Source organism: Pseudoalteromonas sp. K222D (assembly GCF_017653575.1).
Classification (GTDB): domain Bacteria; phylum Pseudomonadota; class Gammaproteobacteria; order Enterobacterales; family Alteromonadaceae; genus Pseudoalteromonas; species Pseudoalteromonas nigrifaciens.
In genome coordinates this window covers 1-21,980 of sequence record NZ_JAGGDL010000049.1, presented here as the reverse complement: position 1 = coordinate 21,980, position 21,980 = coordinate 1, and the positions used below count along the sequence as shown (strand labels likewise).

Annotated in this window: 23 protein-coding genes and 1 pseudogene; 11 read left to right on the top strand and 13 right to left on the bottom strand. The window is 40.9% G+C overall.

From position 1 onward, the window contains the following. Positions 1-71: pseudogene (locus tag J5X91_RS16380) on the top strand (elongation factor Tu); the annotation flags it as partial. 332 nt (positions 72-403) lie between these two features. Here the strand turns inward: J5X91_RS16380 and J5X91_RS16375 are convergent. The 5 genes from J5X91_RS16375 to J5X91_RS16355 all read right to left on the bottom strand — a co-directional run bounded on the left by J5X91_RS16375 (position 404) and on the right by J5X91_RS16355 (position 5,872). Continuing rightward, positions 404-1,597: a dipeptidase gene (locus J5X91_RS16375; RefSeq protein WP_089368874.1), complete on the bottom strand. Its 1,194-nt coding sequence runs from the start codon at positions 1,595-1,597 to the stop codon at positions 404-406. A 75-nt stretch (positions 1,598-1,672) separates the two neighbouring features. Further along, complete coding sequence (locus tag J5X91_RS16370) at positions 1,673-1,927, bottom strand: YheU family protein (RefSeq protein ID WP_011329536.1); 255 nt, start codon at positions 1,925-1,927, stop codon at positions 1,673-1,675. Beyond that, the gene (locus tag J5X91_RS16365) at positions 1,924-2,916 is read right to left on the bottom strand and encodes a hydrolase (protein ID WP_011329535.1); all 993 of its coding nucleotides are present in this window, start codon (positions 2,914-2,916) and stop codon (positions 1,924-1,926) included. The genes J5X91_RS16370 and J5X91_RS16365 overlap by 4 nt, the downstream gene beginning before the upstream one ends. Positions 2,917-3,540: 624 nt before the next feature. After that, positions 3,541-3,966 carry a TIGR02444 family protein gene (locus J5X91_RS16360; RefSeq protein ID WP_208835237.1) on the bottom strand — a complete coding sequence of 142 codons (426 nt, stop codon included), beginning with the start codon at positions 3,964-3,966 and terminating at the stop codon, positions 3,541-3,543. Continuing rightward, a complete protein-coding gene (locus tag J5X91_RS16355) occupies positions 3,950-5,872 on the bottom strand; it encodes an ATP-binding cassette domain-containing protein (RefSeq protein WP_011329532.1) in 1,923 nt (640 codons plus the stop codon). The genes J5X91_RS16360 and J5X91_RS16355 overlap by 17 nt, the downstream gene beginning before the upstream one ends. Before the next feature lie 132 nt (positions 5,873-6,004). Between J5X91_RS16355 and J5X91_RS16350 the strand changes: the two genes are divergently transcribed. Then, entirely contained in the window at positions 6,005-6,208 is a 204-nt protein-coding gene (locus J5X91_RS16350) for a YheV family putative zinc ribbon protein (RefSeq protein ID WP_197108888.1), read from the top strand. Between the two features lie 23 nt (positions 6,209-6,231). On the opposite strand, the gene J5X91_RS16345 is transcribed toward J5X91_RS16350, so the two are convergent. Beyond that, positions 6,232-6,447, bottom strand: coding sequence for a SlyX family protein (locus tag J5X91_RS16345; RefSeq protein WP_011329530.1), 216 nt, complete (start codon positions 6,445-6,447; stop codon positions 6,232-6,234). Further along, positions 6,434-7,432: a hypothetical protein gene (locus tag J5X91_RS16340; RefSeq protein WP_011329529.1), complete on the bottom strand. Its 999-nt coding sequence runs from the start codon at positions 7,430-7,432 to the stop codon at positions 6,434-6,436. Before J5X91_RS16340 ends, J5X91_RS16345 begins: the two co-directional genes overlap by 14 nt. A gap of 214 nt (positions 7,433-7,646) precedes the next feature. Between J5X91_RS16340 and fkpA the strand changes: the two genes are divergently transcribed. After that, positions 7,647-8,399, top strand: coding sequence for an FKBP-type peptidyl-prolyl cis-trans isomerase (fkpA, locus tag J5X91_RS16335; protein ID WP_011329528.1), 753 nt, complete (start codon positions 7,647-7,649; stop codon positions 8,397-8,399). 90 nt (positions 8,400-8,489) lie between these two features. Here the strand turns inward: fkpA and J5X91_RS16330 are convergent, their stop codons facing one another. Beyond that, positions 8,490-8,960, bottom strand: a complete 471-nt coding sequence (locus J5X91_RS16330) for an Rsd/AlgQ family anti-sigma factor (protein WP_011329527.1) — start codon at positions 8,958-8,960, stop codon at positions 8,490-8,492. 526 nt (positions 8,961-9,486) lie between these two features. Between J5X91_RS16330 and hemE the strand changes: the two genes are divergently transcribed. Next, a complete protein-coding gene (gene hemE / locus J5X91_RS16325; protein ID WP_058374381.1) occupies positions 9,487-10,551 on the top strand; it encodes a uroporphyrinogen decarboxylase in 1,065 nt (354 codons plus the stop codon). A 219-nt stretch (positions 10,552-10,770) separates the two neighbouring features. Here the strand turns inward: hemE and sthA are convergent, their stop codons facing one another. Beyond that, positions 10,771-12,201: a Si-specific NAD(P)(+) transhydrogenase gene (gene sthA / locus J5X91_RS16320; RefSeq protein WP_172459241.1), complete on the bottom strand. Its 1,431-nt coding sequence runs from the start codon at positions 12,199-12,201 to the stop codon at positions 10,771-10,773. A 13-nt stretch (positions 12,202-12,214) separates the two neighbouring features. Next, on the bottom strand, positions 12,215-13,348 hold the full coding sequence (locus tag J5X91_RS16315) for a fatty acid desaturase (protein ID WP_011329524.1): 1,134 nt from the start codon (positions 13,346-13,348) through the stop codon (positions 12,215-12,217). Positions 13,349-13,474: 126 nt separating this feature from the next. Here J5X91_RS16315 and fabR point away from each other — a divergent pair, with 126 nt between their 5' ends. From fabR to leuD, 5 genes are all read left to right on the top strand, one after another. Continuing rightward, positions 13,475-14,095 carry an HTH-type transcriptional repressor FabR gene (fabR, locus tag J5X91_RS16310; RefSeq protein ID WP_011329523.1) on the top strand — a complete coding sequence of 207 codons (621 nt, stop codon included), beginning with the start codon at positions 13,475-13,477 and terminating at the stop codon, positions 14,093-14,095. 393 nt (positions 14,096-14,488) lie between these two features. After that, complete coding sequence (gene leuA, locus J5X91_RS16305; RefSeq protein ID WP_208835236.1) at positions 14,489-16,042, top strand: 2-isopropylmalate synthase; 1,554 nt, start codon at positions 14,489-14,491, stop codon at positions 16,040-16,042. Beyond that, positions 16,039-17,115, top strand: coding sequence for a 3-isopropylmalate dehydrogenase (gene leuB / locus J5X91_RS16300; RefSeq protein WP_011329521.1), 1,077 nt, complete (start codon positions 16,039-16,041; stop codon positions 17,113-17,115). The genes leuA and leuB overlap by 4 nt, the downstream gene beginning before the upstream one ends. Positions 17,116-17,182: 67 nt before the next feature. Continuing rightward, positions 17,183-18,583, top strand: a complete 1,401-nt coding sequence (gene leuC, locus J5X91_RS16295; protein WP_011329520.1) for a 3-isopropylmalate dehydratase large subunit — start codon at positions 17,183-17,185, stop codon at positions 18,581-18,583. Continuing rightward, positions 18,583-19,182: a 3-isopropylmalate dehydratase small subunit gene (gene leuD / locus J5X91_RS16290; protein WP_011329519.1), complete on the top strand. Its 600-nt coding sequence runs from the start codon at positions 18,583-18,585 to the stop codon at positions 19,180-19,182. Before leuC ends, leuD begins: the two co-directional genes overlap by 1 nt. A gap of 92 nt (positions 19,183-19,274) precedes the next feature. On the opposite strand, the gene J5X91_RS16285 is transcribed toward leuD, so the two are convergent. Beyond that, positions 19,275-19,568, bottom strand: coding sequence for a hypothetical protein (locus tag J5X91_RS16285; RefSeq protein WP_179807950.1), 294 nt, complete (start codon positions 19,566-19,568; stop codon positions 19,275-19,277). A 209-nt stretch (positions 19,569-19,777) separates the two neighbouring features. On the opposite strand from J5X91_RS16285, the gene J5X91_RS16280 reads away from it, so the two are divergent. Continuing rightward, on the top strand, positions 19,778-20,371 hold the full coding sequence (locus J5X91_RS16280; RefSeq protein ID WP_011329517.1) for a hypothetical protein: 594 nt from the start codon (positions 19,778-19,780) through the stop codon (positions 20,369-20,371). Between the two features lie 2 nt (positions 20,372-20,373). On the opposite strand, the gene J5X91_RS16275 is transcribed toward J5X91_RS16280, so the two are convergent. Next, positions 20,374-20,730 (bottom strand): hypothetical protein, encoded by a 357-nt coding sequence (locus tag J5X91_RS16275; protein ID WP_011329516.1) that lies wholly within the window; start codon positions 20,728-20,730, stop codon positions 20,374-20,376. A gap of 100 nt (positions 20,731-20,830) precedes the next feature. Here J5X91_RS16275 and J5X91_RS16270 point away from each other — a divergent pair, with 100 nt between their 5' ends. After that, positions 20,831-21,271: a TerB family tellurite resistance protein gene (locus tag J5X91_RS16270; RefSeq protein WP_011329515.1), complete on the top strand. Its 441-nt coding sequence runs from the start codon at positions 20,831-20,833 to the stop codon at positions 21,269-21,271. A gap of 12 nt (positions 21,272-21,283) precedes the next feature. Here the strand turns inward: J5X91_RS16270 and J5X91_RS16265 are convergent, their stop codons facing one another. Beyond that, positions 21,284-21,850 (bottom strand): NAD(P)H-dependent oxidoreductase, encoded by a 567-nt coding sequence (locus J5X91_RS16265; RefSeq protein ID WP_011329514.1) that lies wholly within the window; start codon positions 21,848-21,850, stop codon positions 21,284-21,286. Between the last annotated feature and the right edge of the window lie 130 nt (positions 21,851-21,980).

The following is a 21,980-nucleotide window of genomic DNA, read 5'->3' as shown; positions in this document are numbered from 1 at the left end:
GTCTTCGTTTCGCTATCCGTGAAGGTGGTCGTACTGTAGGCGCTGGCGTTGTTGCAAACATCGTAGCGTAATAATTAACGTTTAAGTTAATTGTTAGAAAAAGGTCACTTAGGTGGCCTTTTTTAATGCCTGTAATAAAGTGCAGGTTTCAGGTTTCAGGTATTAGATTTTAGATATTAGGTACGAGGCTTCAGGTAGAGCAGAGCGGTGTTAACTTTATCGTCGTAGCGTGGGTTGAGGCTTACGAACCTCGAGGATAAAGCATGAGGGTGGCGTTGTTGGCTTAGACTTATGCAAGTTGAGGATAGAAACACGCGGCCATTGGCCGCGTTATATATTAAAGTTAGTGTTCGCTATGCTTTTCTAACCTGATACCTGATACCTGATACCTGGTACCTAGAGCCTAATGCTTTTTCGCATACGCTTCGGCTTGTTTCCAAACGCGTAGTGTATTGCCGCTTAAAATCTTTTTAATATCGGTATCACTGTAGCCCCTGTCCATTAAACCTTGTACTAGATTAGGATAGCTAGATACGTCTTTTAAGCCAATTGGCAGCGAATCGCCAACACCATCATAATCAGAACCAATACCTACATAATCAATACCAATTAGCGCAACTACGTGATCAATATGATCAAGCACCTGCTCGAGGCTGGCAAATGGGTAGGGGTTTTTAGCGCGGTATGCAGCATCAAAATCATTACTTAATTTGGTGCCTTCTTTTTTTGCAGACTCTTTTGTACTTTTTAGCTGCTTGCCCCAACTACCTGCTTTAGCGGTAACAAAGCTTGAGCCAAAGTTAATTTGAATAACCCCGCCATTTTTTTTCAGCGCCAGTAGCATGTCGTCATTCATATTACGCTCAAAACCGGGTGTGTATTTGCGTAGCGATGAATGCGAAGCTATAACGGGTGTTTTAGAGAGTTCTATTACCTGATAAAACGCATCATCAGAAATGTGCGAAACGTCGATTAACATGCCAATGTTGTTCATTTCAGTAACTAGCTTTTTACCAAAAGGGCTTAAGCCTTTCCATTTACGGCGAATGTCGTATGACGAGTCAGAAATATGATTGCTTTGCGAATGAGCAAGGGTAATATAACGCACACCACGGTCGAAAAAGTGTTGTAGATTTTTCATATCACCTTCAATAGGTGAGCCATTTTCCATGCCCATAGCAATCGAAAGCTTACCTTGCTTAAACTGCTCTTCTATATCGACAGTTGAGCTGGCAATTGCAAATTTGTCGGGTGCACGTTGTGCGATTGCTTCCATACTATCAATAAGTAAATTAGCAAGTTGATAGCTTTTACCTTTGCCTTCAAATTCTAAGTGAGCAGGAATGTAAATCGACATAAATGGGGCATTTAAACCGCCTTGTATAGCGCGAGGGTAGTCAAAGTCACCATCGTCGGTGGCTTTGGTAACGTCGGCCCATTTGTCGTGTAGACGGTAAGGTACATCAATATGGGTATCAATTAAAATTGTGTCTTTTGCCAGCTTAATTGCTTTATCTGATGCGGTTATTGTTGTTGCATTAGCTTGGCTACTTAATGCTAGTGATATGGCTACCACTAGAGTGCTGAGTTTTATCATTTTATGGCTCTTTGGGTAAAAAGCCATTGTGTACTTTCAATACAAAAGTTACAAGTGCTACAAAGTTAACTGTATCTAATCAAACGATTGTGCCTGATGCTCTTCACTTTGCAGCGCTTTAAATTCGCCTTTGGAAATGATAGTTACCGACTCATGTAGTTCTGAAAAAAACACCATAGCTTCACCACTTTTAAGCTGCAGCTTTACTTGGTTTACTTTCGATTCAATACTGGCTTCTACTTCGCCATAATCAGTGCCTTCGCGCAGTACATAGCTTTCTATTAGGTTGTATAAGGTGTCTTTATCAAGTTGCTCGTAAGGAATGATCATACTGACTCTTTGTTGGTTTTATTTAATACATATTGGCCAAAATAACTTGGCACCGCTTGCTCTAACCAAAATACCGGCTTAAATGGATTTTTACCGCTAATAAAGCCCACATGCCCGCCTTTTTCAGAGATGCGCAGCGTAACATGCTCACTCACATCTTGCCTACTTGGTACGGCCTTTATAGAGAGCATAGGATCGTCTTTGGCATGAATAATTAATGTTGGCACCGCTATATGTTTTAAATACGGCATAGCACTGGCTTGGCGGTAATAATCATGTGCATTTTCAAAGCCGTGTAAAGGCGCGGTAAGTTGATTATCAAACTCTAACAAGTCGTCAATTTCCATTAATTGATCGGTAGTTATCGATATTTGCTGCTTAATTTGTGGCAATTTACGCTGCATTGATTTTTTCATGCGATCGAGTAAATACTTTTGATAAATTTTACCTAAACTTTTGCGAATAACATCCGATGATGCCGATAAATCATAAGGTGCAGATACCAGTGCTGCTGCACTTAGCGGGCATTGTTGCTGTTGCTCGCCTAAATACTTAGCTAATACATTACCACCTAGCGAAAAGCCTACCGCAACTAAAGGTCGGTTTGGATATAGCTGCTTTAAGTGGTTTATAAAAAAGCTTAAGTCGGCGGTATCACCACTGTGATAAGCACGTGGTAAGCGATTTACTTCGGTGGAGCAGTTTCTAAAATGCATAAGCACCACTGCAAAACCTTGCTTTTTTAAGGCTTTCATCATGCCTTTGGCATAAAAGCTATTTATATTGCCTTCAAGTCCATGTAGTACCACAGCAAGAGGAGCCGTTTCGTTATGCGGTAGCGACCAAGCAAGCTCGATAAAGTCACCATCGGGAGTATCAAGTTGCTCCAATTGGTAGCGAGTATGATGAAATGGGCGGAAAAAACGCGGCATTATGGTCTGAACGTGACGATTGGTCATCCACCATGCGGGTTTGAACTTATGGATCATGTTTGTACTACACACTTTGCAATAAACGAGGCGCTAGTGTAGCAAATTTTTCGGCTAGGAAAATAAAAAGCGCCTAATCAGTAAACTGATAGGCGCTTTGTGCGTCGTGCTTAATTTTGGTCAGGAATTTCTGCTTCTTGTACTTTCTTAATAAAGTAGTATACAAAGAAAAGGCACAAGCTAATAACGATCCCCAGAAAACCAAACGATAAGAACAGTACTGGGTCGGTAAAAAAATCTCTGAAGAATACGTCCATAACTTGCCTCCTAATGTCTATGGGTTAATCATAAGCTGGGTTTAGGGATACAGTTATGATCAAGATCAAGTTATTTACCTAAGTGAAATAATGAGCGATATGAAGTTGATTTGGATCATGTTTTGAGAAGAAGGTATTAGGTTTAACTGATGGGTAAAGGGAGCAGGTGAAAACAGCTTTGACCACTGAGAATATAAGGATTAAAGAGGTTTTAATTTTTCCCTCTAAAAGCGCAGCGCCTTTTAACCTGTTTGTGAATAAGTCACTTAAAGATCTTTTGCACAAAGAGAAAAGAATGAGCAGTAAAAGAGGGTGGGACTCATAAGTATTGAAATATGCTCGAGCTGTTTTTTCTGGCGCTTTGCACCTAAAAGCTGGCCTTTAAATATAATTCAATATTATTTGGCTCGGTACACTCTACCAATTCACATTCATTTACTGCATTTATTAGCATTTGCTGTTGCTGCTTTTCAAGCTTGAGCTCAGCGCTAAGCAGCTCTTTGCGTATGTTTGCATAGTCAGTAATAGCTTGTTGGTGTACTTTTAAATAACTGCGTGCTGCGCGTAGTTGCTGCATCACGTTATTATCGAGCTCATTAACAACTTGTGTTAATACTCCAAGCTGCTGACTATTTACAACTAAGTTTAGTGAATCTAAATACAAGAGTAATAAACACAAATTAACGTTTTTACCTTGCTGGTTTTGTAACTCCAGCAAGGTTTGTTGTTGCACTGGCTTTGCGTACAAAGTGCAGGCAAATTGCCAAAAATGGTCGCTATTGAGCAAGTTCATCGGCGAACGCCTGCTCTTTTTGTTCCATTTCGTCTAGCGCCATAAGGAGCGCTTCTTCAATGTCGTTAAGCTTAGGTGTAAGTGTGGCTTGTTTGGCTAGTAACTCTTTTAGCTTGGCTTTATTGTCATCAGAATATAGCTCGTTATCACCTAATGCTACTTCAACCTCATTGAGCTCTGCAGCGTATTTGTCGAGTTGCTTTTCGAGCTTTTCAATTTGTTTTTTAAGCGGTTGCGTGGCTTTTCTAAATTCGGCCTCAAGGCGTTTTTGCTCTTTACGGTTAATACCTGAATTAGCTTTTACTTCGTCACTTTGCTCTGTTTTAGTCGCTTCTTTATTGGCGTTAAGCAGCCATTGGTAATACGCATCTAAGTCGTAACCAAATTGAGTTACTTTGCCGTCATCTACTAAGTAAAATTCATCGGCGGTGTTTTTAAGCATATGGCGGTCGTGCGATACAGTAACCATAGCGCCCTCAAAGCCTTGCAGTGCCATAACAAGTGCATGGCGCATTTCTAAATCAAGGTGGTTGGTTGGCTCATCGAGTAGTAATAAATTTGGCTTTTGATATACCAGCATGGCAAGTACTAAACGTGCTTTCTCGCCCCCCGAAAAGGGTGCTACTGGCTCAAGCGCTTTATCACCAATAAAGGCAAATCCGCCTAAAAAATCACGCAGTGATTGCTCAGTAGCCTTTGGGTTTAGTCGTTGTATATGTGTTATTGCATTGGCTTTTAAATCAAGAGATTCAAGTTGATGCTGCGCAAAATAACCAATATTTAGCCCATGGTGCTGAATAACTTCGCCAGCTTGAGGCTCTAAATCACCCGAAAGCAGTTTAATTAGCGTTGATTTACCCGCGCCATTTCGGCCAAGTAAAGCAATGCGGCTGCCTGGTACTAAGTTTAATTCTATATTATTTAAAATGGTGATATCACCATATCCCGCTTTGGCTTTATCTATTGTCATTAGTGGGTTTGGTAATGCTTTTGGCTCGGCAAACTCAAAGTTAAATGGCGAGTCGGCATGTGCTGGAGCTAATTTTTCCATACGCTCAAGTGCTTTCACGCGGCTTTGTGCTTGCTTAGCTTTACTGGCTTTTGCTTTAAAGCGAGTTATAAACTGTTCTAGATGAGCAATTTGCTCTTGTTGCTTATCAAACATGGCTTGCTGCTGTAGCATGCGCTCGGCTTTTTGACGCTCAAACTGCGAGTAGTTGCCTTTGTACACGTTGATAAGTTGTTTATCTATATGCCAAATTTGATCAACTACGGCATCTAAAAACTCACGGTCATGCGATATCAGCACTAAAGTGCCAGTATAAGCACGTAAAAAACGTTCAAGCCAATATACTGCGTCTAAATCAAGGTGGTTAGTGGGCTCATCAAGTAATAACAGGTCGGCATCGCGAATAAGCGCTTGGGCTAAATTTAAGCGCATACGCCAGCCACCCGAAAATGAACTTACTGGGTTTTCTATTAAGTTATTAGCAAAGCCTAAACCATGTAATAGCTCACCAGCGGTTGATTCAATGCTGTAGCCTTTAATGTTTTCAAGCTGAATATGTATTTTAGCTTGTGCGTCGCCATCGTTAGCTTGCTCGGCTTCACGCAGTGCAATACGCATAGCGTAATACTGCGGATGACCTTGCAGTACATAGTCTATTGCGCTTATTTCAAGTGCGGGAGTTTCTTGTTTTACTGACGCTATAGACCAGTCTTTAGGTATAGTAAAGTTACCGCCATCGAGCTGTAGCTCTGCTTTGAGGAGGCTAAATAGGGTTGATTTACCACAACCATTAGCGCCTACTAGGCCTACTTTATGCTCTGGAAATAACGTAGCAGATGCATTTTTTAATAAAGCTTTACCGCCACGAAGAAGTTCTATTTCTGAGATTTGGATCATAAATGCGTTACTTTACTGTGCCCTAATTGAATTGCCAATATGATAACACGGATCGTATTGGGCATATCAACCGTATCAACGCATCACGTAATACGATAAAATAACATTAGGTCAAACTGTGGGAAAAATCTCGTGAAACAAAAGAAGCGATTTATAGCTGGGGCAACATGTCCTGAATGTAAAGCCATGGATAGGTTAATGCTTTACAAAGAGCATGATGTAGAAAAAGTAGAATGTGTAGAGTGCGGCCATAAAATGGCACAGCCAGAACAGGCTGTGCAGGCGTCAACACGCCAGTTTGAACAAATTATAGGCGTGTTTAAACCAGGAGATTAAATCCTTTGCTGCATAGCTGCATATTAATAATGCGGCGGCGGTGGCTCAGGTTCGTTTGACATCATCGATGATGATGACTGCGATTCTTTAATTTTTTCAGCCAGTAGCTCTGTTTGGCGTTTCATTTTTGCCAACAGCTGCTGGTGAACTTTTATTTCGTCATTTAAAATATCAATTGTTTCGTCTTGAAAAGCCACTTTGGCCTCAAGTTCCATTAAGCGATGTTCAATTGTGTTCATTATTCTCTCGTATAATAAATCGCTCTGCGATACCGCTGGAGCTTTCGGTTAATAACGACCTGCCGTTATCTGTAAATGTTACATCGAGCACCACGGCCGATTTAGGCTTACTGCCTTCGCGTGGTGTCACTTGCCAAGTTTGAATTTTTTCACCGCTCGATATTTGCCATAAATCAATGCGTTTATTAGGCGACCCAGTTGCTAGCAAATCACCTTGATCGTTAAAGCGTACCGCCGTAAAAATTTTCTGACGCGCAATATACTTCAGTTTACTTACAAGGTCACCTGTAGTCAGCTTCCATACATTTGCTTGTGCCATACTGTCGGCCGTAAATGCATAGCGACCTTGTGGGTCAAGCGTAACTTGAGTAACACGAGTAGGGTGGTTAAAGCGATGAATCACTTGCCCTGTACGCGTATCCCAAAAGTAAGCAACGTAATCGTTTGAACCACTTAAAGCATAGCGCCCGTTAGGGGCAAGATCGACCGTGTTTACTTTTTCTTGGTGGCCTAAAAACTCAATACGGCGGCCAGTTTCAAGGTTAATAAACACTACTACGCCATCGCTGCGCCCGTATAGTACGCTACGGCCTTGATTGCTTATAGCAATATCGCGAATACTGGATTTTTGTATTTTGTAGTAACCTTTATTTTCGCCGGTGGCAATATCCCATACCGCAAAGGTGGTTTTTTCGGCGGTAACAGCCACACTGTTGTCAAAAGCGATCGCAACGGCATAAACCAGGCTATCTTGGGCTTGTTGCTGAAACCATTGGTATTTAAGTGCTTGCTGTTGATTATCCCACAGCGCGACCCCATGGTTAATGGAGGAGACTAAGCTGTATTTACCATCATGCGATAGCGCCGATGAAAACGCGCCTTGTGCAGCATGTTCATAACTGGCAACAGCTTGTTGTTTTTCATCACTACAGGCGATGGCCGATAAACAGCAAAACACGATAAAAAAAGTACGAAATAACGGCATATTACAAGCATTTCCTCTTAACTCTTAGTGATTGAGAGGTTAGACTAGGTCTCGTTGAAGGCCTAGGTTGTTTGTCTAATCACTGGATATGTTTTTAGTTTAGCTAACAACGTAAATTTTAGTTATTAAACAAGCAGCCTATCATGTAGGTCGTTAATCTTTAACTAGTAATAATACAATAAATGGCAACTGCAAAGTGTGTCGGAGATTTAAAATGAAAAAGACGATTAAATTGTCATTGATTGCAGCGTCAGTTTTAGCGCTTACAGCATGTAATCAAGAAGCAAAAAAAGAGCAAGCTGAAGTTAAACTAGACACTGTAGCGCAGCAACAAGCATACGGTATTGGCGCATCGGTAGGTAACTTTTTAAATAAAGACTTAGCCGATAAAAAAGAAATTGGTATTGAACTAGACCAAGCGCTGTTAATTCGTGGTTTTGAAGATGCACTTGCTGGTAATGCAAAAATTGACGAAGAAAAAATTCGCGAAGTATTAACTGAGTTAGATACATCAGTGCGTACTAAGCAAGAAGCACAAGCAAAAGTAGAGTCTGAAAAAAGCAAAGAAGCGGGTGTAAAATACCTAGCTGATAACGCTAAAAAAGAAGGCGTTACTGTTACTGAGTCTGGCTTACAGTACGAAGTGATTACTCAAGGTGATGGCGAAAAACCAGCTGCAACTGATGTAGTTAAAGTACATTATAAAGGCACACTTTTAGATGGTACTGAATTTGATAGCTCATATTCACGTAACGAGCCAACAACTTTCCCTCTTAACCGTGTAATTACTGGTTGGACTGAAGGTTTACAACTTATGCCTGTTGGTTCTAAATATAAATTTACAATTCCTTCTGAGCTAGCTTATGGCGACCGTGATTTAGGTAAAATTCCTGCTAATTCAACACTTGTATTTGAAGTGGAATTATTAGAAATTCAAAGCGATGCAGATGCTGCAGCAGCAGAGTAAATAAGATATAAGCTAAAAATAATTTAGCCTACATATACAAAAAGGGACTTTAAGTCCCTTTTTTAATGCGTATAAATAACGGTGCGCTTGTTAATCCGTATGATTAGCAAATAAGTTATCAATAAGCTCATCTTCTAGCGCAAAGCGCGCTTCAAGTGCTTCACCAAGAACAGATAAGTCATTGTCAAAGCCTACTAATAAATCTTCTTTATCAACTTCAGCGTATTTATCGTTAAAATCTAGCGCAATGTCGGTGGTATCTGTTATTTTTGGGTAAATAGCATTTGCTAGCAATTGGCTTTCTGGGCCTTTACTTTCACAAGCTTTAGCAATGTCATCGTATATTTCAAAGTGACCGGCAGATAAGTAATCCATTAAAATTTGGCAAAACGTTTCAATTTGTTGTGGTTCAGGCAGGGCATGATCTTTTTTATCAGAAGGTGAAAACCCAGCTAGCTTACAATAAAGCACAATGAGGCGTTGTCGCTCGTTTAGCCATTTATCAATTACAGTATGGCTACCCCCCCACTTTTGTTGAGCATTTTCTACACGCGTCAGCATAATCGTTCTCCTAAGCTGGGTTGGTTTTTTAGTTAAAAGTAAAAATTGTTTATACCTCAAGATATAGTTAATTGATGTGTATATCAACTAGTAAAATAGATGATCTAGAAGCAGTTTATTTTATTTGTAGGGAATTGATAATTTATTGCAGGCAAGAAAAAACCACCTGTTACGGTGGCTTAATTTTTTTCTATGGCTTGTTATAACAAGCTTTCTTATTTTTATTAGAAGATTTTTGTTATTGTTATTTTAAAACTTTTATTTTTATTGTTTTAAGATTTTTATTATTGTTTTTGTTAACGCGGGATAAACAATACCAAGGATTTAAGTATGTTGCAAACATATTAATGAAAAGTTTTAATTGTTGCTACTGTTTGCTTGTTTAATAGTCAAAAACAGTTAAAAACTCAAAACATCTTGATCTACCTCCTGTTGCTGTCAATTTAATCGCTTAGCGATAGAGAGGTAATGAATATGGTGGTACAATCTTGCTCAATTTCTATAAGCATTAGGATTATTTTACGCTATGAGCGAATTAAAAAACGACCGTTATTTACGTGCACTTGCAAAACAACCTGTTGATGTAACTCCAGTATGGATGATGCGCCAAGCAGGACGCTATTTACCAGAATACCGTGCTACACGTGCACAAGCGGGCGATTTTATGAGCCTGTGTAGAAATGCTGAGCTTGCTTGCGAAGTAACACTACAACCATTACGCCGCTACCCGTTAGATGCCGCTATTTTATTTAGTGATATTTTAACCATTCCAGATGCTATGGGCTTAGGTCTGTACTTTGAAACGGGTGAAGGTCCAAAGTTCGAGCGTCCAATTTCATCGCTTGCCGATGTTAAAAAAATTCCTAAGCTAGATCCAAACGACGATCTTGGTTATGTAATGAATGCGGTTAGTACTATTCGTCGTGAACTAAAAGGCGAAGTACCATTAATTGGTTTTTCGGGTTCACCGTGGACGTTAGCGACTTATATGGTTGAAGGCGGCAGCAGCAAAGTATTTGGCAAAATTAAAAAAATGGCATTTGCAGAGCCGCAAACGCTACATTTATTACTCGATAAACTAGCTGATTCGGTTATCGATTACTTAAATGCGCAAATTAAAGCCGGTGCACAATCGTTAATGGTGTTTGACTCATGGGGCGGTGTATTAAGCCCGCGCGACTACAATGAGTTTTCATTGCAGTACATGCACAAAATTGTTGATGGTTTAATTCGTGAATACGATGGCCGTAGAGTACCAGTTACTTTGTTTACTAAAAATGGTGGCCAATGGATTGAAGCAATTGCAGCAACTGGTTGTGATGCTATCGGCCTTGATTGGACCATTAATATTAGCGATGCTAAGCGCCGTGTAGGCGACAAAGTAGCATTACAAGGTAATATGGACCCGTCAATGCTGCACGGTACGCCAGAGCGTATTCGTCAAGAAGTAGCGACTATTTTAGAAGACTTTGGCACAGGTAATGGTCATGTATTTAACCTTGGCCATGGTATTACACCAGATGTAGACCCTGAAAATGCGGGTGTGTTTATTAATGCCGTGCATGAGTTCAGTGCTAAATACCATAAGTAATAAATACCAAATAAAGTACTGAGTGTTTAGTGTGTTATTTTTCATAAATAAGTCTTAAATGTGTAAACACATTTAAGGACAAAACAGCTAAACAACAAAAAGCCCGCTTACTATTTTTAGTAAGCGGGCTTTTTAATAAGGCGTGTTTGGCACTTATGCGTCGTTATTGCCTATTTATCAAATAACCACATTACATAGGTTATTCCTAGCTTAAAAGCTTTACTTAAATAAGCGATTTAATCCATTTAACGCTGCAACTCGGTAGGCTTCAGCCATAGTTGGGTAGTTAAAAGTGGTATTTACAAAGTATTCAATATTATTGCCGCCATTTTTTTGCTCCATTATGGCTTGGCCAATGTGGACAATTTCTGAGGCGCGCTCACCAAAGCAATGTACACCCAGTACTTCTTTGGTTTCTGTATGAAATAATATTTTTAAAGTACCCACTTCAGTACCCGCAATTTGCGCACGCGCAAGGTGTTTAAATTGCGCACGACCTACTTCATACGGAACTTTAGCAGCAGTAAGTTGCTGCTCGGTTTTACCTACTGAGCTCATTTCAGGAATAGTATAAATACCCGCTGGAATATCAATAATCAGCTTTTCATCACAGTTGCCACAGGAAATTGCATCTGCTGCAATACGGCCTTGGTCAAATGCGGCACTCGCTAGGCTTGGGTAACCAATCACATCGCCTACAGCGTATACGTTGTCAATTTCGGTTTGATAGGTTTCGTTTACTTTTAACTGACCACGGCTATCAGGTTTTAAGCCAATTGCTTCAAGGTTAAGCTTGTCGGTATTACCGGTGCGGCCATTAGCAAACAAAATACAGTCAGCTTTTACGCGTTTACCCGATTTTAAATGCATAATTACACAGTCATCACGGGTTTCAATATGATCAAACTCTTCGTTATGACGAATTACAATACCGCTATTCCAAAAGTGATAACTCAGCGCGTCAGATATTTCTGTGTCCATAAAGGCAAGTAGGCGGTCGCGAGTGTTAACTAAATCAACTTTGGCACCTAAGCCTTTAAAAATAGAGGCATACTCACAACCAATTACACCCGCACCATAAATAAGTACGCGATGTGGATCGTGGGTTAACCCTAAAATAGTATCGCTGTCGTAAATACGAGAATGGGTAAAGTCTACTTCTGGCGGACGGTATGGGCGCGAACCTGTAGCAATAACAATAGTCTTGGCCGTTAAACGCTCAGTTGAACCATCTTGGCGAGTTACTTCAACTGTATGTTTATCAATAAAACGCGCGTCGCCTTGAAACATTTGAATACGGTTACGGTCGTAAAAACTGCTACGTAAATTAGACTGCTTAGAAATAACTGAGCTGGCATGGCGTAAAATGTCAGGAAAAGTGAGTCGAGCAAGTCGATCACCGGTATTAAATAAAGGGTTTGTTTTATATTCTATATAACGGCTAACCGAGTGACGTAGGGCTTTAGAGGGAATGGTTCCCCAATGTACACAGCCCCCACCTACGGCTTCGTGGCGTTCAATAACAGCCACTTTTTTGTTATTTTTTGAAAGGTTCATAGCGGTACCTTCACCGCCAGGACCCGTGCCAATAATTACTGCATCATATTGATATGTCACGGGTGTTTTTTTCTTTTCTGGTTGTTTGGCCACAGCCACTCCTATATTAACTAAAAGAGGCTTTTAATAACCTCGCATTAAGTGCTAGCCATGCCTGCTTTTGGTTTTCCCAGGCGGCTTCCAGCTCATGGTATTGTGCCATTAATGCTGAACGTTCACACTGCTTTGCCATGTTATTTTTTTTAACTTCTAACACTTGTTTTTGTAGTGAACAATAATTTTGCAGTTTTTTCAGCAGTAAATCATATTCTTGTTGTAATAATGTAAGCTTATCTTGTGCTAAAGGCAATTTTGCAAGACGAACTTGTGTTTTGCTCATTAAAGTTTCGGCCTTGGCTTTTTCAATGCGTTCAACCGGTGTGCGCTTTAGTTTACTGGCTAAACCAAGGGCAGCTAACGAGCGAATAACCCATTTAGTGGGGTCATAATGAAACCACCTAATGCCGTTACGGTAATCACTGGCAAAAATATGGTGAAAGTTATGATACCCCTCGCCATATGTAAATAGGGCTAAAAAGCCGTTGTCGCGGGCGGTATTTTTTTCGGTGTACGGACGAGAGCCCCAAATATGGGCTACCGAATTAATAAAAAAGGTAAAGTGCTGACTAAGTACTAAGCGCAGTAAACCGGCAAGTAATAACATGCCCCATACATCGCCAACTAGTAATCCTAGCGTAAGAGGTAGGCCTACATTCATTAAAAGAGCTAACTTTAAATAATGTTTGTGTTGCCACATTACAATTTTATTGCGTTGTAAATCGCGACAGTTACTGTAATCGCCGTAGCTATCAGCTTGATAGTCACGTAACATCCAGCCAATATGGCTATACCAAAAACCATTGGTTGCGGCATAAGGGTCTTTTATTGGGTCGTCAACTTGGCCGTGATGCACACGGTGGTCGCTGCTCCAATGTAGTGCACTGTTTTGCAGTGCAAATGCACCGCCTAAGGCAAACACAAACTCAACCGCCGGATGGGCGTTATAGGTTTTATGTGCCCACAATCTGTGGTAACCGGCAGTAATTGATAAGCCTGCATAAAACATACAGCCGACAAAGGCAATCCAGTGGGCACTAGAAAATCCGTAGTTAATACCATACCAAGGCACAAGCGTTATCGCGGCCAAAAAAGTAAGGCTAAAAAATAGGACGTTGGTCCAAATAAGTGGTGGTTTGTTCATAATTCTCTATCTCAGCGTACAACTGTAAGCTAAAATAATATTTCAAACTCTTGGCGTCAAGTATTAGACTGAGTAATTAAACTATTTTAATCAAAATTTGCTATAAATTCATTCAGGGAGCTGTTGATGTCGGGTGTTAGAGCGCAACAGAAACAAAAAACACGACAAGCGTTAATTGAGGCGGCATTTAATCAGTTGAGTGCCGATCATAGCTTTTCAAACTTAAGTTTACGCGAAGTTGCGCGTGAAGCCGGTATTGCACCAACTTCTTTCTATCGACATTTTAAAGATATGAACGAACTGGGTTTAACCATGGTTGATGAAGCGGGTTTAACCCTGCGTCAACTTATGCGCCAAGCGCGCCGACGCATTGCCAGCGGTGGTAGCGTAATAAATACTTCGGTGGTGACCTTTATGGAGTTTATTGACAACTCGAGTAATCAATTTAGGTTATTACTGCGCGAACGATCTGGTACTTCAAAAGCGTTTAGAGCGGCGGTAGCACGCGAAGTTAAGCACTTTATTTTAGAGTTGGCGCACTACCTAGAAAGCGAAACAAAATGCGATGCCACCCATGCGTATATTCAATCTGAAGCCATGGTAACACTGGTATTTAATGCTGGAGCAGAAGCGCTTGATTTAGAGGGCTTACAACGCGATGAGTTAGTAGAGCGTGTTATTTGGCAATTGCGCTACATTACTCGTGGTGCAACGCATTATGTGCGAGAAACAAATAAAGAGATTTAACAGAGTAAAAAGTTAATCTAAGCACTGTGCTTTACAGTGCTTAGTAATTTAAGCACTTTGCGGTGCTTTATTGTTAAAAAACCTCATCAAACCTTGCTTTAGTGCATAATTATTTCTGTTTAAAGCGATGTTAAATACAAAAATTAGAATTTTTATGCTTGCACCTTGTGCATGGTAATGTTAAAAATAAGCCTCACTCGACACAAATAAGAAAGCAAGATGCATATTATTCGTTTAATTACACTAAAACTGAACCTCTTACTGCTATGGCAAGTGAGCGGGGATTAGTGTGTTTGCATTGAGCTAAACATAAAAAACCCCGCACTTGCGGGGTTTTTTTTATCTCGCGGTAGGATAAGTTAACAATAAATAGCATTGGAATGAGAGGCTGTTATGCAAGACCAAGATAAAGTATGGATTTTTGATACCACATTACGTGATGGTGAGCAGGCGCTTAAAGCAAGCCTTACCGAAGATGATAAAATTCAGCTAGCGCACACCATTAGTCGCTTAAATGTAGATGTAATGGAAGTGGGTTTTCCGGTATCGAGCCCAGCAGATTTTCGCTCCGTGCAGCGTATTGCTAACGAGGTTAAAGGGCCAATTATTTGTGGCCTAGCGCGCTCAGTTGCTAAAGACATTGAAGCATGTGGCGAAGCACTTCGTAACGCGCAGCAAAGTCGAATTCATACTTTTATTGCTACCAGTCCTTTGCACCTTGAGCACAAGTTACGCATGAGCTTGGACGATGCCACTGCTATGGCAGTTAAATCAATTAAATTAGCACGTAACTATACCGATGATGTGGAGTTTTCGTGTGAGGACGCCGGACGTACACCGCATTGGGATTTATGCCGCATTGTAGAGCAGGCCATTAAAGCCGGTGCTTCTACTATTAATTTACCCGATACAGTTGGCTTTGTAACGCCGGACGAATACGCAGGCATGATCCGCCATTTAATGAACAATGTGCCAAATATTGATAAAGCACGCTTAAGTGTGCATTGCCATAACGATTTAGGCTTAGCTGTTGCCAACTCTATTGCTGCTGTGCAAGCGGGTGCTCGCCAAATTGAGTGTACTATTAACGGCATTGGTGAACGTGCGGGTAACTGCTCACTTGAAGAAGTGGCAATGATCATGAAAATGCGCAAAGACCACTTAAACGTGTATACCGATATTAAAAGTGAAGAAATTTATCGCGCATCTCGCCAAGTCGCTAAAATTTGTAATATGCCAGTACAGCCTAATAAAGCCATTGTGGGCGAGAACGCCTTTGCACACAGCTCAGGTATACATCAAGACGGCGTATTAAAAGCGCAAAACACCTACGAAATTATGTCGCCAGAAAGTGTGGGTGTACCGAGCAACCAATTAAATATGACTTCACGCTCTGGACGCCATGTTATTGAACATCGCTTAGAAGAATTAGGCTATCAAAAGTCTGATTATGATATGGATAGTCTATACGAAAGTTTTATAGCCTTGGCTGATCAAAAAGGTACTGTATACGATTACGACCTTGAAGCGATGATTTACTTTAATCAAATTAACGACAAAGACGAAAAGTACCAATTAGAGTTTGTTAACTCGGTATCTAACTCACAATCGGTAGCCAGCTCTACTATTGGCATGTTGATAGATGGCGAAGCTAAACAAGAAGCAGCAACGGGGAATGGCCCAGTTGAAGCCTCTTTTGCTGCTATTGAGCGCTTAACCGGAATGAGCGTAGAAATGATTGAGTATAACTTAGAAGCCACAGGCCAAGGTGCAAGTTCACTTGGGCAGGTAAACATTATTGCTAAATTTAACGGCCGCCCTTATCACGGTGCGGGCATAGCAGCAGATGTGGTAGAAGCGTCGGTACGCGCTATGGTTCGTGTTTATAATTTAATTTATCGCGCACAAAAAGTGTCTGATTTAAAACAACAAAGGAAAGCAGGATGAGTAAAACAAACTACAGTGTAGCCGTATTAGCGGGTGATGGTATTGGCCCAGAAATAATGGCAGCAGCAGAGCAAGTACTGGATGCAGTGAGCAATAAGTTTGGTTTTACTCTAAACCGCGAACACCATGCAATTGGTGGGGCAGCCATCGATAAGCATGGAAAAGCCTTACCACAAAGTACAGTTACAGCCTGTGAAAATGCCGATGCTATTTTATTTGGTGCTGTTGGTGGTCCAAAGTGGGAACATTTACCGCCCGATGAGCAACCTGAGCGTGGATCACTGTTACCGCTGCGTAAACACTTTGGCTTGTTTTGTAATTTACGCCCAGCGCAATTATTGCCAGCACTAAGCACCGCATCGCCACTACGCGCTGATATTAGCGAGCAAGGCTTTGACATTTTGTGTGTACGTGAGCTAACCGGTGGCATTTATTTTGGTGAAAAAGGGCGCAGCGGCGAAGGCGAAAATGAATCAGCATTCGATACGCAAAGATACTCACGTAAAGAAATAGAACGTATTGCACGTTTTGCCTTTGAAGCCGCAAAACTGCGTAGTAGCCATGTTACTTCGGTTGATAAAGCCAACGTTTTAGCATCAAGCGTACTATGGCGCGAAGTTGTTACCGAAGTAAGCAAAGACTATCCAGAAGTAAAACTTGATTATATTTACGTAGATAACGCAGCAATGCAGCTTGTAAAACAACCAAGCCAGTTTGATGTATTACTGTGCGATAACTTATTTGGCGATATTTTGTCTGATGAGTGCGCGATGATCACTGGCTCTATGGGGTTATTACCATCGGCTAGTTTGAACCAGTCGGGCTTTGGTTTATACGAGCCTGCCGGTGGCTCAGCCCCCGATATTGCAGGTAAAGGCGTGGCAAATCCGATTGCACAAATTTTAAGTGCCGCACTAATGCTGCGTTACTCATTGGGCCAAGACGAAGCTGCACGCACCATTGAAAAAGCAGTAGCTGAAGCCGTTGCAGCGGGCGTAGGTACGCCAGATATATTTCCAAACGCTGGCTACACTACCAATGATGTTGCTGCAGCGATTGTTGCACGCATTTAACTAAAAACACATTTTAATGCCGCAGCTCCGTTAGGCTGCGGCTCAAAACAGATTAGGGGATTAGCAAGTGGCCCAAACGTTATACGACAAAATTTGGCAAGCACATACAATTGCCAGTATCAACGAGCAAACCGATTTACTTTATATTGACCGTCATTTAGTACACGAAGTTACGTCACCACAAGCCTTTGCTGGTTTGCGTGAAAAAAACCGCACTGTACGCTGCCCAGAAAAAACCTTCGCTACTATGGATCATAATGTATCGACCAAAAGTCGCTCATTGGATGCTGCTAGCGAAGTGTCGAAAAATCAATTAATGGCACTAGATGCAAACTGTAAAGAGTTTGGCATTGTGCTTTACGATTTAAACTCAATTAATCAAGGCATAGTGCATGTTATGGGGCCAGAGCAGGGTATAACTTTGCCAGGCACGACCATAGTATGTGGTGACAGCCATACGTCGACTCATGGCGCATTTGGTGCGCTTGCCCACGGTATTGGCACCTCAGAGGTTGAACACGTATTAGCAACGCAAACATTGCAACAAAAAAAGGCTAAGTCGTTAAAAATTCAAATAAATGGCCGTTTGCGTCCCACCGTTACTGCAAAAGACTTAATTATGGCGGTTATTGGTAAGTTAGGTACAGCGGGTGGCACGGGCTACGTCGCAGAATTTTGCGGTGAAGGAATTGAAGCGTTGTCGATGGAAGCACGTATGACGTTGTGTAATATGAGTATAGAAATGGGTGCCAAGGCAGGTTTAATTGCTTCTGACCAAATCACTTATGATTACCTAAAAGGTCGCCCATTTGCTCCTAAAGGCGCTGATTTTGACGCAGCTGTTAAGTATTGGGAAACATTAAAAACAGATGATGGTGCGCAGTTTGATCATGTTGTTGAGCTGGAGGCCAGCAGCATTCAGCCACAAATTACTTGGGGCACTAGCCCAGAGCAAGTGATTGGCGTAGACGAGTGTATTCCTGATCCTGATAAAGAACCTGATCTAATTAAAGCTGATGCGATCCGCAGTGCATTAAAGTACATGGGCCTAAAAGCGGGCGAAAAGTTATCAAGTGCAAAAGTAGATACCGTGTTTATTGGCTCGTGCACCAATAGTCGTATTGAAGATTTACGTGCAGCAGCAAAAATAGTCGAAGGCAAAAAAGTAGTTGCCGGTATTGAAGCGTTAATTGTACCGGGTTCTGGTTTAGTTAAAAAACAAGCCGAAGACGAAGGCTTAGCAGATATTTTTAAAGCAGCTGGCTTTGAGTGGCGTGAACCGGGTTGTTCAATGTGTTTAGCAATGAACGACGACCGCTTAGGTGCAGGTAAACGCTGTGCATCCACCTCAAATCGTAACTTTGAAGGACGTCAAGGCCGTGGCGGGCGCACCCATTTGGTTAGCCCTGCAATGGCCGCTGCGGCAGCTATACATGGTCACTTTGTTGATATTAGAGGAGAAGCCTAATGAGCATTTATTTTAGTGGCTTAATGGCCCCATTGGATAAAAACAACGTGGACACGGATCAAATTATTCCAAAGCAGTTTTTAACCTCAACCAGCCGCGAAGGCTTTGATGCCGCATTATTTTATGATTGGCGCTATTTAGAAAATGACGAGCCAAACCCTGATTTTATTTTAAATCGTCCTTGCTACCAAGGCGCGCAAATATTACTAACGCGCGACAACTTTGGTTGTGGGTCATCACGCGAACACGCGCCATGGGCACTAAAGCAATATGGTTTTGAAGTGATTTTGGCTGAAAGCTTTGCCGATATTTTCTTCAATAACTGTGGCAATAATCAAATGTTAGCCATTGCACTGCCTGGCGATACGCTAGAGCAATTATTTGTGTTAAGTGAGCAACATGACGATATTCATATCGATATCGATCTTGAAAATCAAACACTGACTAGCACTAAATTTGCCCCCATTAGTTTTGATATTCGCAAAGACGTAAAAGAGCGTCTATTAAGCGGCCTAGACTTTATTGGCGTAACCGAAACGCTTAACCCACAAATAGACGCGTTTGAGCAGCAACTTGCTGCAGAGCGTCCTTGGCAGTAAGTTGTTAAAATAAATAAAAAGACGTATTTAGCGCAGCATAAGCTGCGCTTTTTTATTTTAGCGGCAACACATTAATTGTTTTATCAATTTGTTCAAAATAAAAATGCAGTAGCTAAACTAGCGGCGGAAATGGCTGCTATTATTAATAAGTTTATCCTTTTAAAGGTTTGAAAACGGGTTACTTTCGAGTCATCTATGGTCGCAAAAAAGCCATTTTTAAATGATTCAGCAAGGTTGGCATGTGCTGTTCCATCTAAAGAGTTTTGGGTAAGCTTTTGCCATTCATTTGGGTGTTGCTGAACAAGGTATTTACATAGGGAAAGGTAATAACGATTTTGTAAAATCAATAATAATATGACTATTATTAAGCCTATATAATTTGTCATTTGGTTCTGCGCTCCATGCTAGTTATTAATTTTATAGTTGACAGTATTTAATTATTATATTTTTTTTGCAACAATTTATATTTTAAAATTATCAGCGAGTTGCAAGTATCATTTGTTGGTTACTCCTGCACTTTGGTGGTTCATCGTGATTACTTCCTTTAAGTGAGTTAAAGGGCTATGGTACTAAAAACTATTATAAGGAATATGTGATGAAATTATTAACTGCAGCCACTTTATTATTGGCTTCATCAACTGTTGTAGCAAGCCCTGCGCCTTTGGTGTCTATTGCTAGCCACGATGCGTTTTTTAGTAATATTGCTGCACATTGCGGTAAAGCTTATGAAGGCAAGGTAAGTGTTGATAACGCCGCGGGACCAAGCTCGTTTGCGGGCAAAAAATTAGTAATGCATGTACGTAAATGTACCGACAGTGAGCTGCAAGTGCCATTTCATGTGGGTGATGATGCATCGCGCACTTGGATTATTACTAAAACGGGCAGTGGCTTAAGCTTAAAGCACGACCATCGCCATAAAAATGGTTCTAACGACATCTCAACTATGTATGGCGGGCATACAAATGATGCTGGCTTTGCACAAATGCAGTCGTTTCCTGCCGATCAATATTCAAAAGAATTATTTGTTGCACAAGGGATAGCACAGTCGGTAGGTAATACTTGGCAAATGTATATTTATCCTGAGGTATTTACTTATCGTTTAATTCGTCAAGGCCGCGAATTTAAAGTGGATTTTGATTTAACTAAACCCATCACTCCGCCAGCAGCCCCTTGGGGATACACAGACTAAAATTATTCATCTTCGCACTGTAGTAAAACACTTAATGCTGGTTGGTAAGCTCTAGGGTTAGTAGGCATACTTTCGTACTCTTGCACGCCATCCAGCACTTTAAGCATAAATGTTTTATTAAGGCACAAGCGATTAGCATGGCGTAGTAAAAATACACTCTGATTTGCAAAGTGTTTGTAATCGTCTGACTGGATCTCTATTTTATAGTTATCATCGTCGAGTTTTGTTTGGTAATAATGTACTTTATTATCAAAGTCGTAGAGTTTTTCTGTTTTTGCTTGTTCGGCAAAAGCTGTGCCTACGCTTGAACAAGCTAGCAAAGCACTGCCAATAACTAAGCTAATGTTTAATCCTTGCATAAATAATTCCTTTAATTTGCGAACTTTATACCCATTAATACTATCAGTATTAAGCGCTATTTATTTATATTAAGTTTAACACCCAATAAGGGAAAGTGTGATGTTCAAACAAATAAAACAACTTTTTTCTGTATTCGATGAGCAACAGCCAAGTATGCAAGAGCATGATTTAAAAACAGCGGTTGCTGCATTATTAATTGAGGTAATGCGCGCCGATGCTAAGTTAGATGATGATGAACAACATACTTTAACGACTACCTTAAAACGCTATTTTGCATTAAACGATGCAGACGTAAACGAGCTGCTAAATAATGCAAACAGTAGCGTGGATAGCGCGACAGATTATTTTCAGTTTTCAAAACAAATTAACCAACATTGTAGTGCTGCGCAGCGCATTGAAATAATAGAGTTATTATGGCGCTTAGCCTATGCCGATGGTGAGATTGATCCGCAAGAAGAGTACGTAATACGTAAAGTGGCAGGCTTGTTATATGTAACTCATGTAGATTTTATCGCCGCTAAAATTGCGGCGACAAAATAGAGCTTTAGCAGGTTAGCTAAGCTTGCTGGCAACAGTTACTAATTGTTGTGCTAATGCAGACACTTTTTCTGCTGTATTTGGGTTATTAATTTGGCCATTTTCATCGAGTACAGTATGCACAGCCGGTACTGCTAGCTGATCGGCAAGTACTAATGAGCCAACACCACTTAAAATATCACGCACGTGGTTTAAGCCACGTAGACCACCTAATCCACCGGGTGATGCTGCAAATAACGCCACTACTTTATTGCGAAAAGCAGGTACTGCACCTTGCTCTGTGCGAGAAGCCCAGTCGATTGCATTTTTAAGCGCTGCAGTAATAGAGCCATTGTATTCAGGGCTGGCTAATAAAATACCATCTGCAGCACGTAACTTCTCTTTTAACAGCTGCACATCGGCAGGAGTACCTTGCGCTTCAATATCTTGATTAAAAAGTGGGATATTTAAATCGGCAAGTTTAATTATTTCTACTTCTGCACCACTTTCTAATGCAAAGCGTGCTGCTTCATTGATCAGTTGTTGATTAAAGCTGTCTTTACGTAAACTACCTGCTAAAGCAATAATTTTTGGTGCTGTCATGGTTTATCCTGCTAATGTGTTAGTAAATCACTTAACCAAAGTTCGGGCTAATGTAACCTGAGCTCCGGATAATAAACTTATCTCAAGCAGCTATTTTCAGCGCTAACTGCGTTGAATTTACTTGCAATAG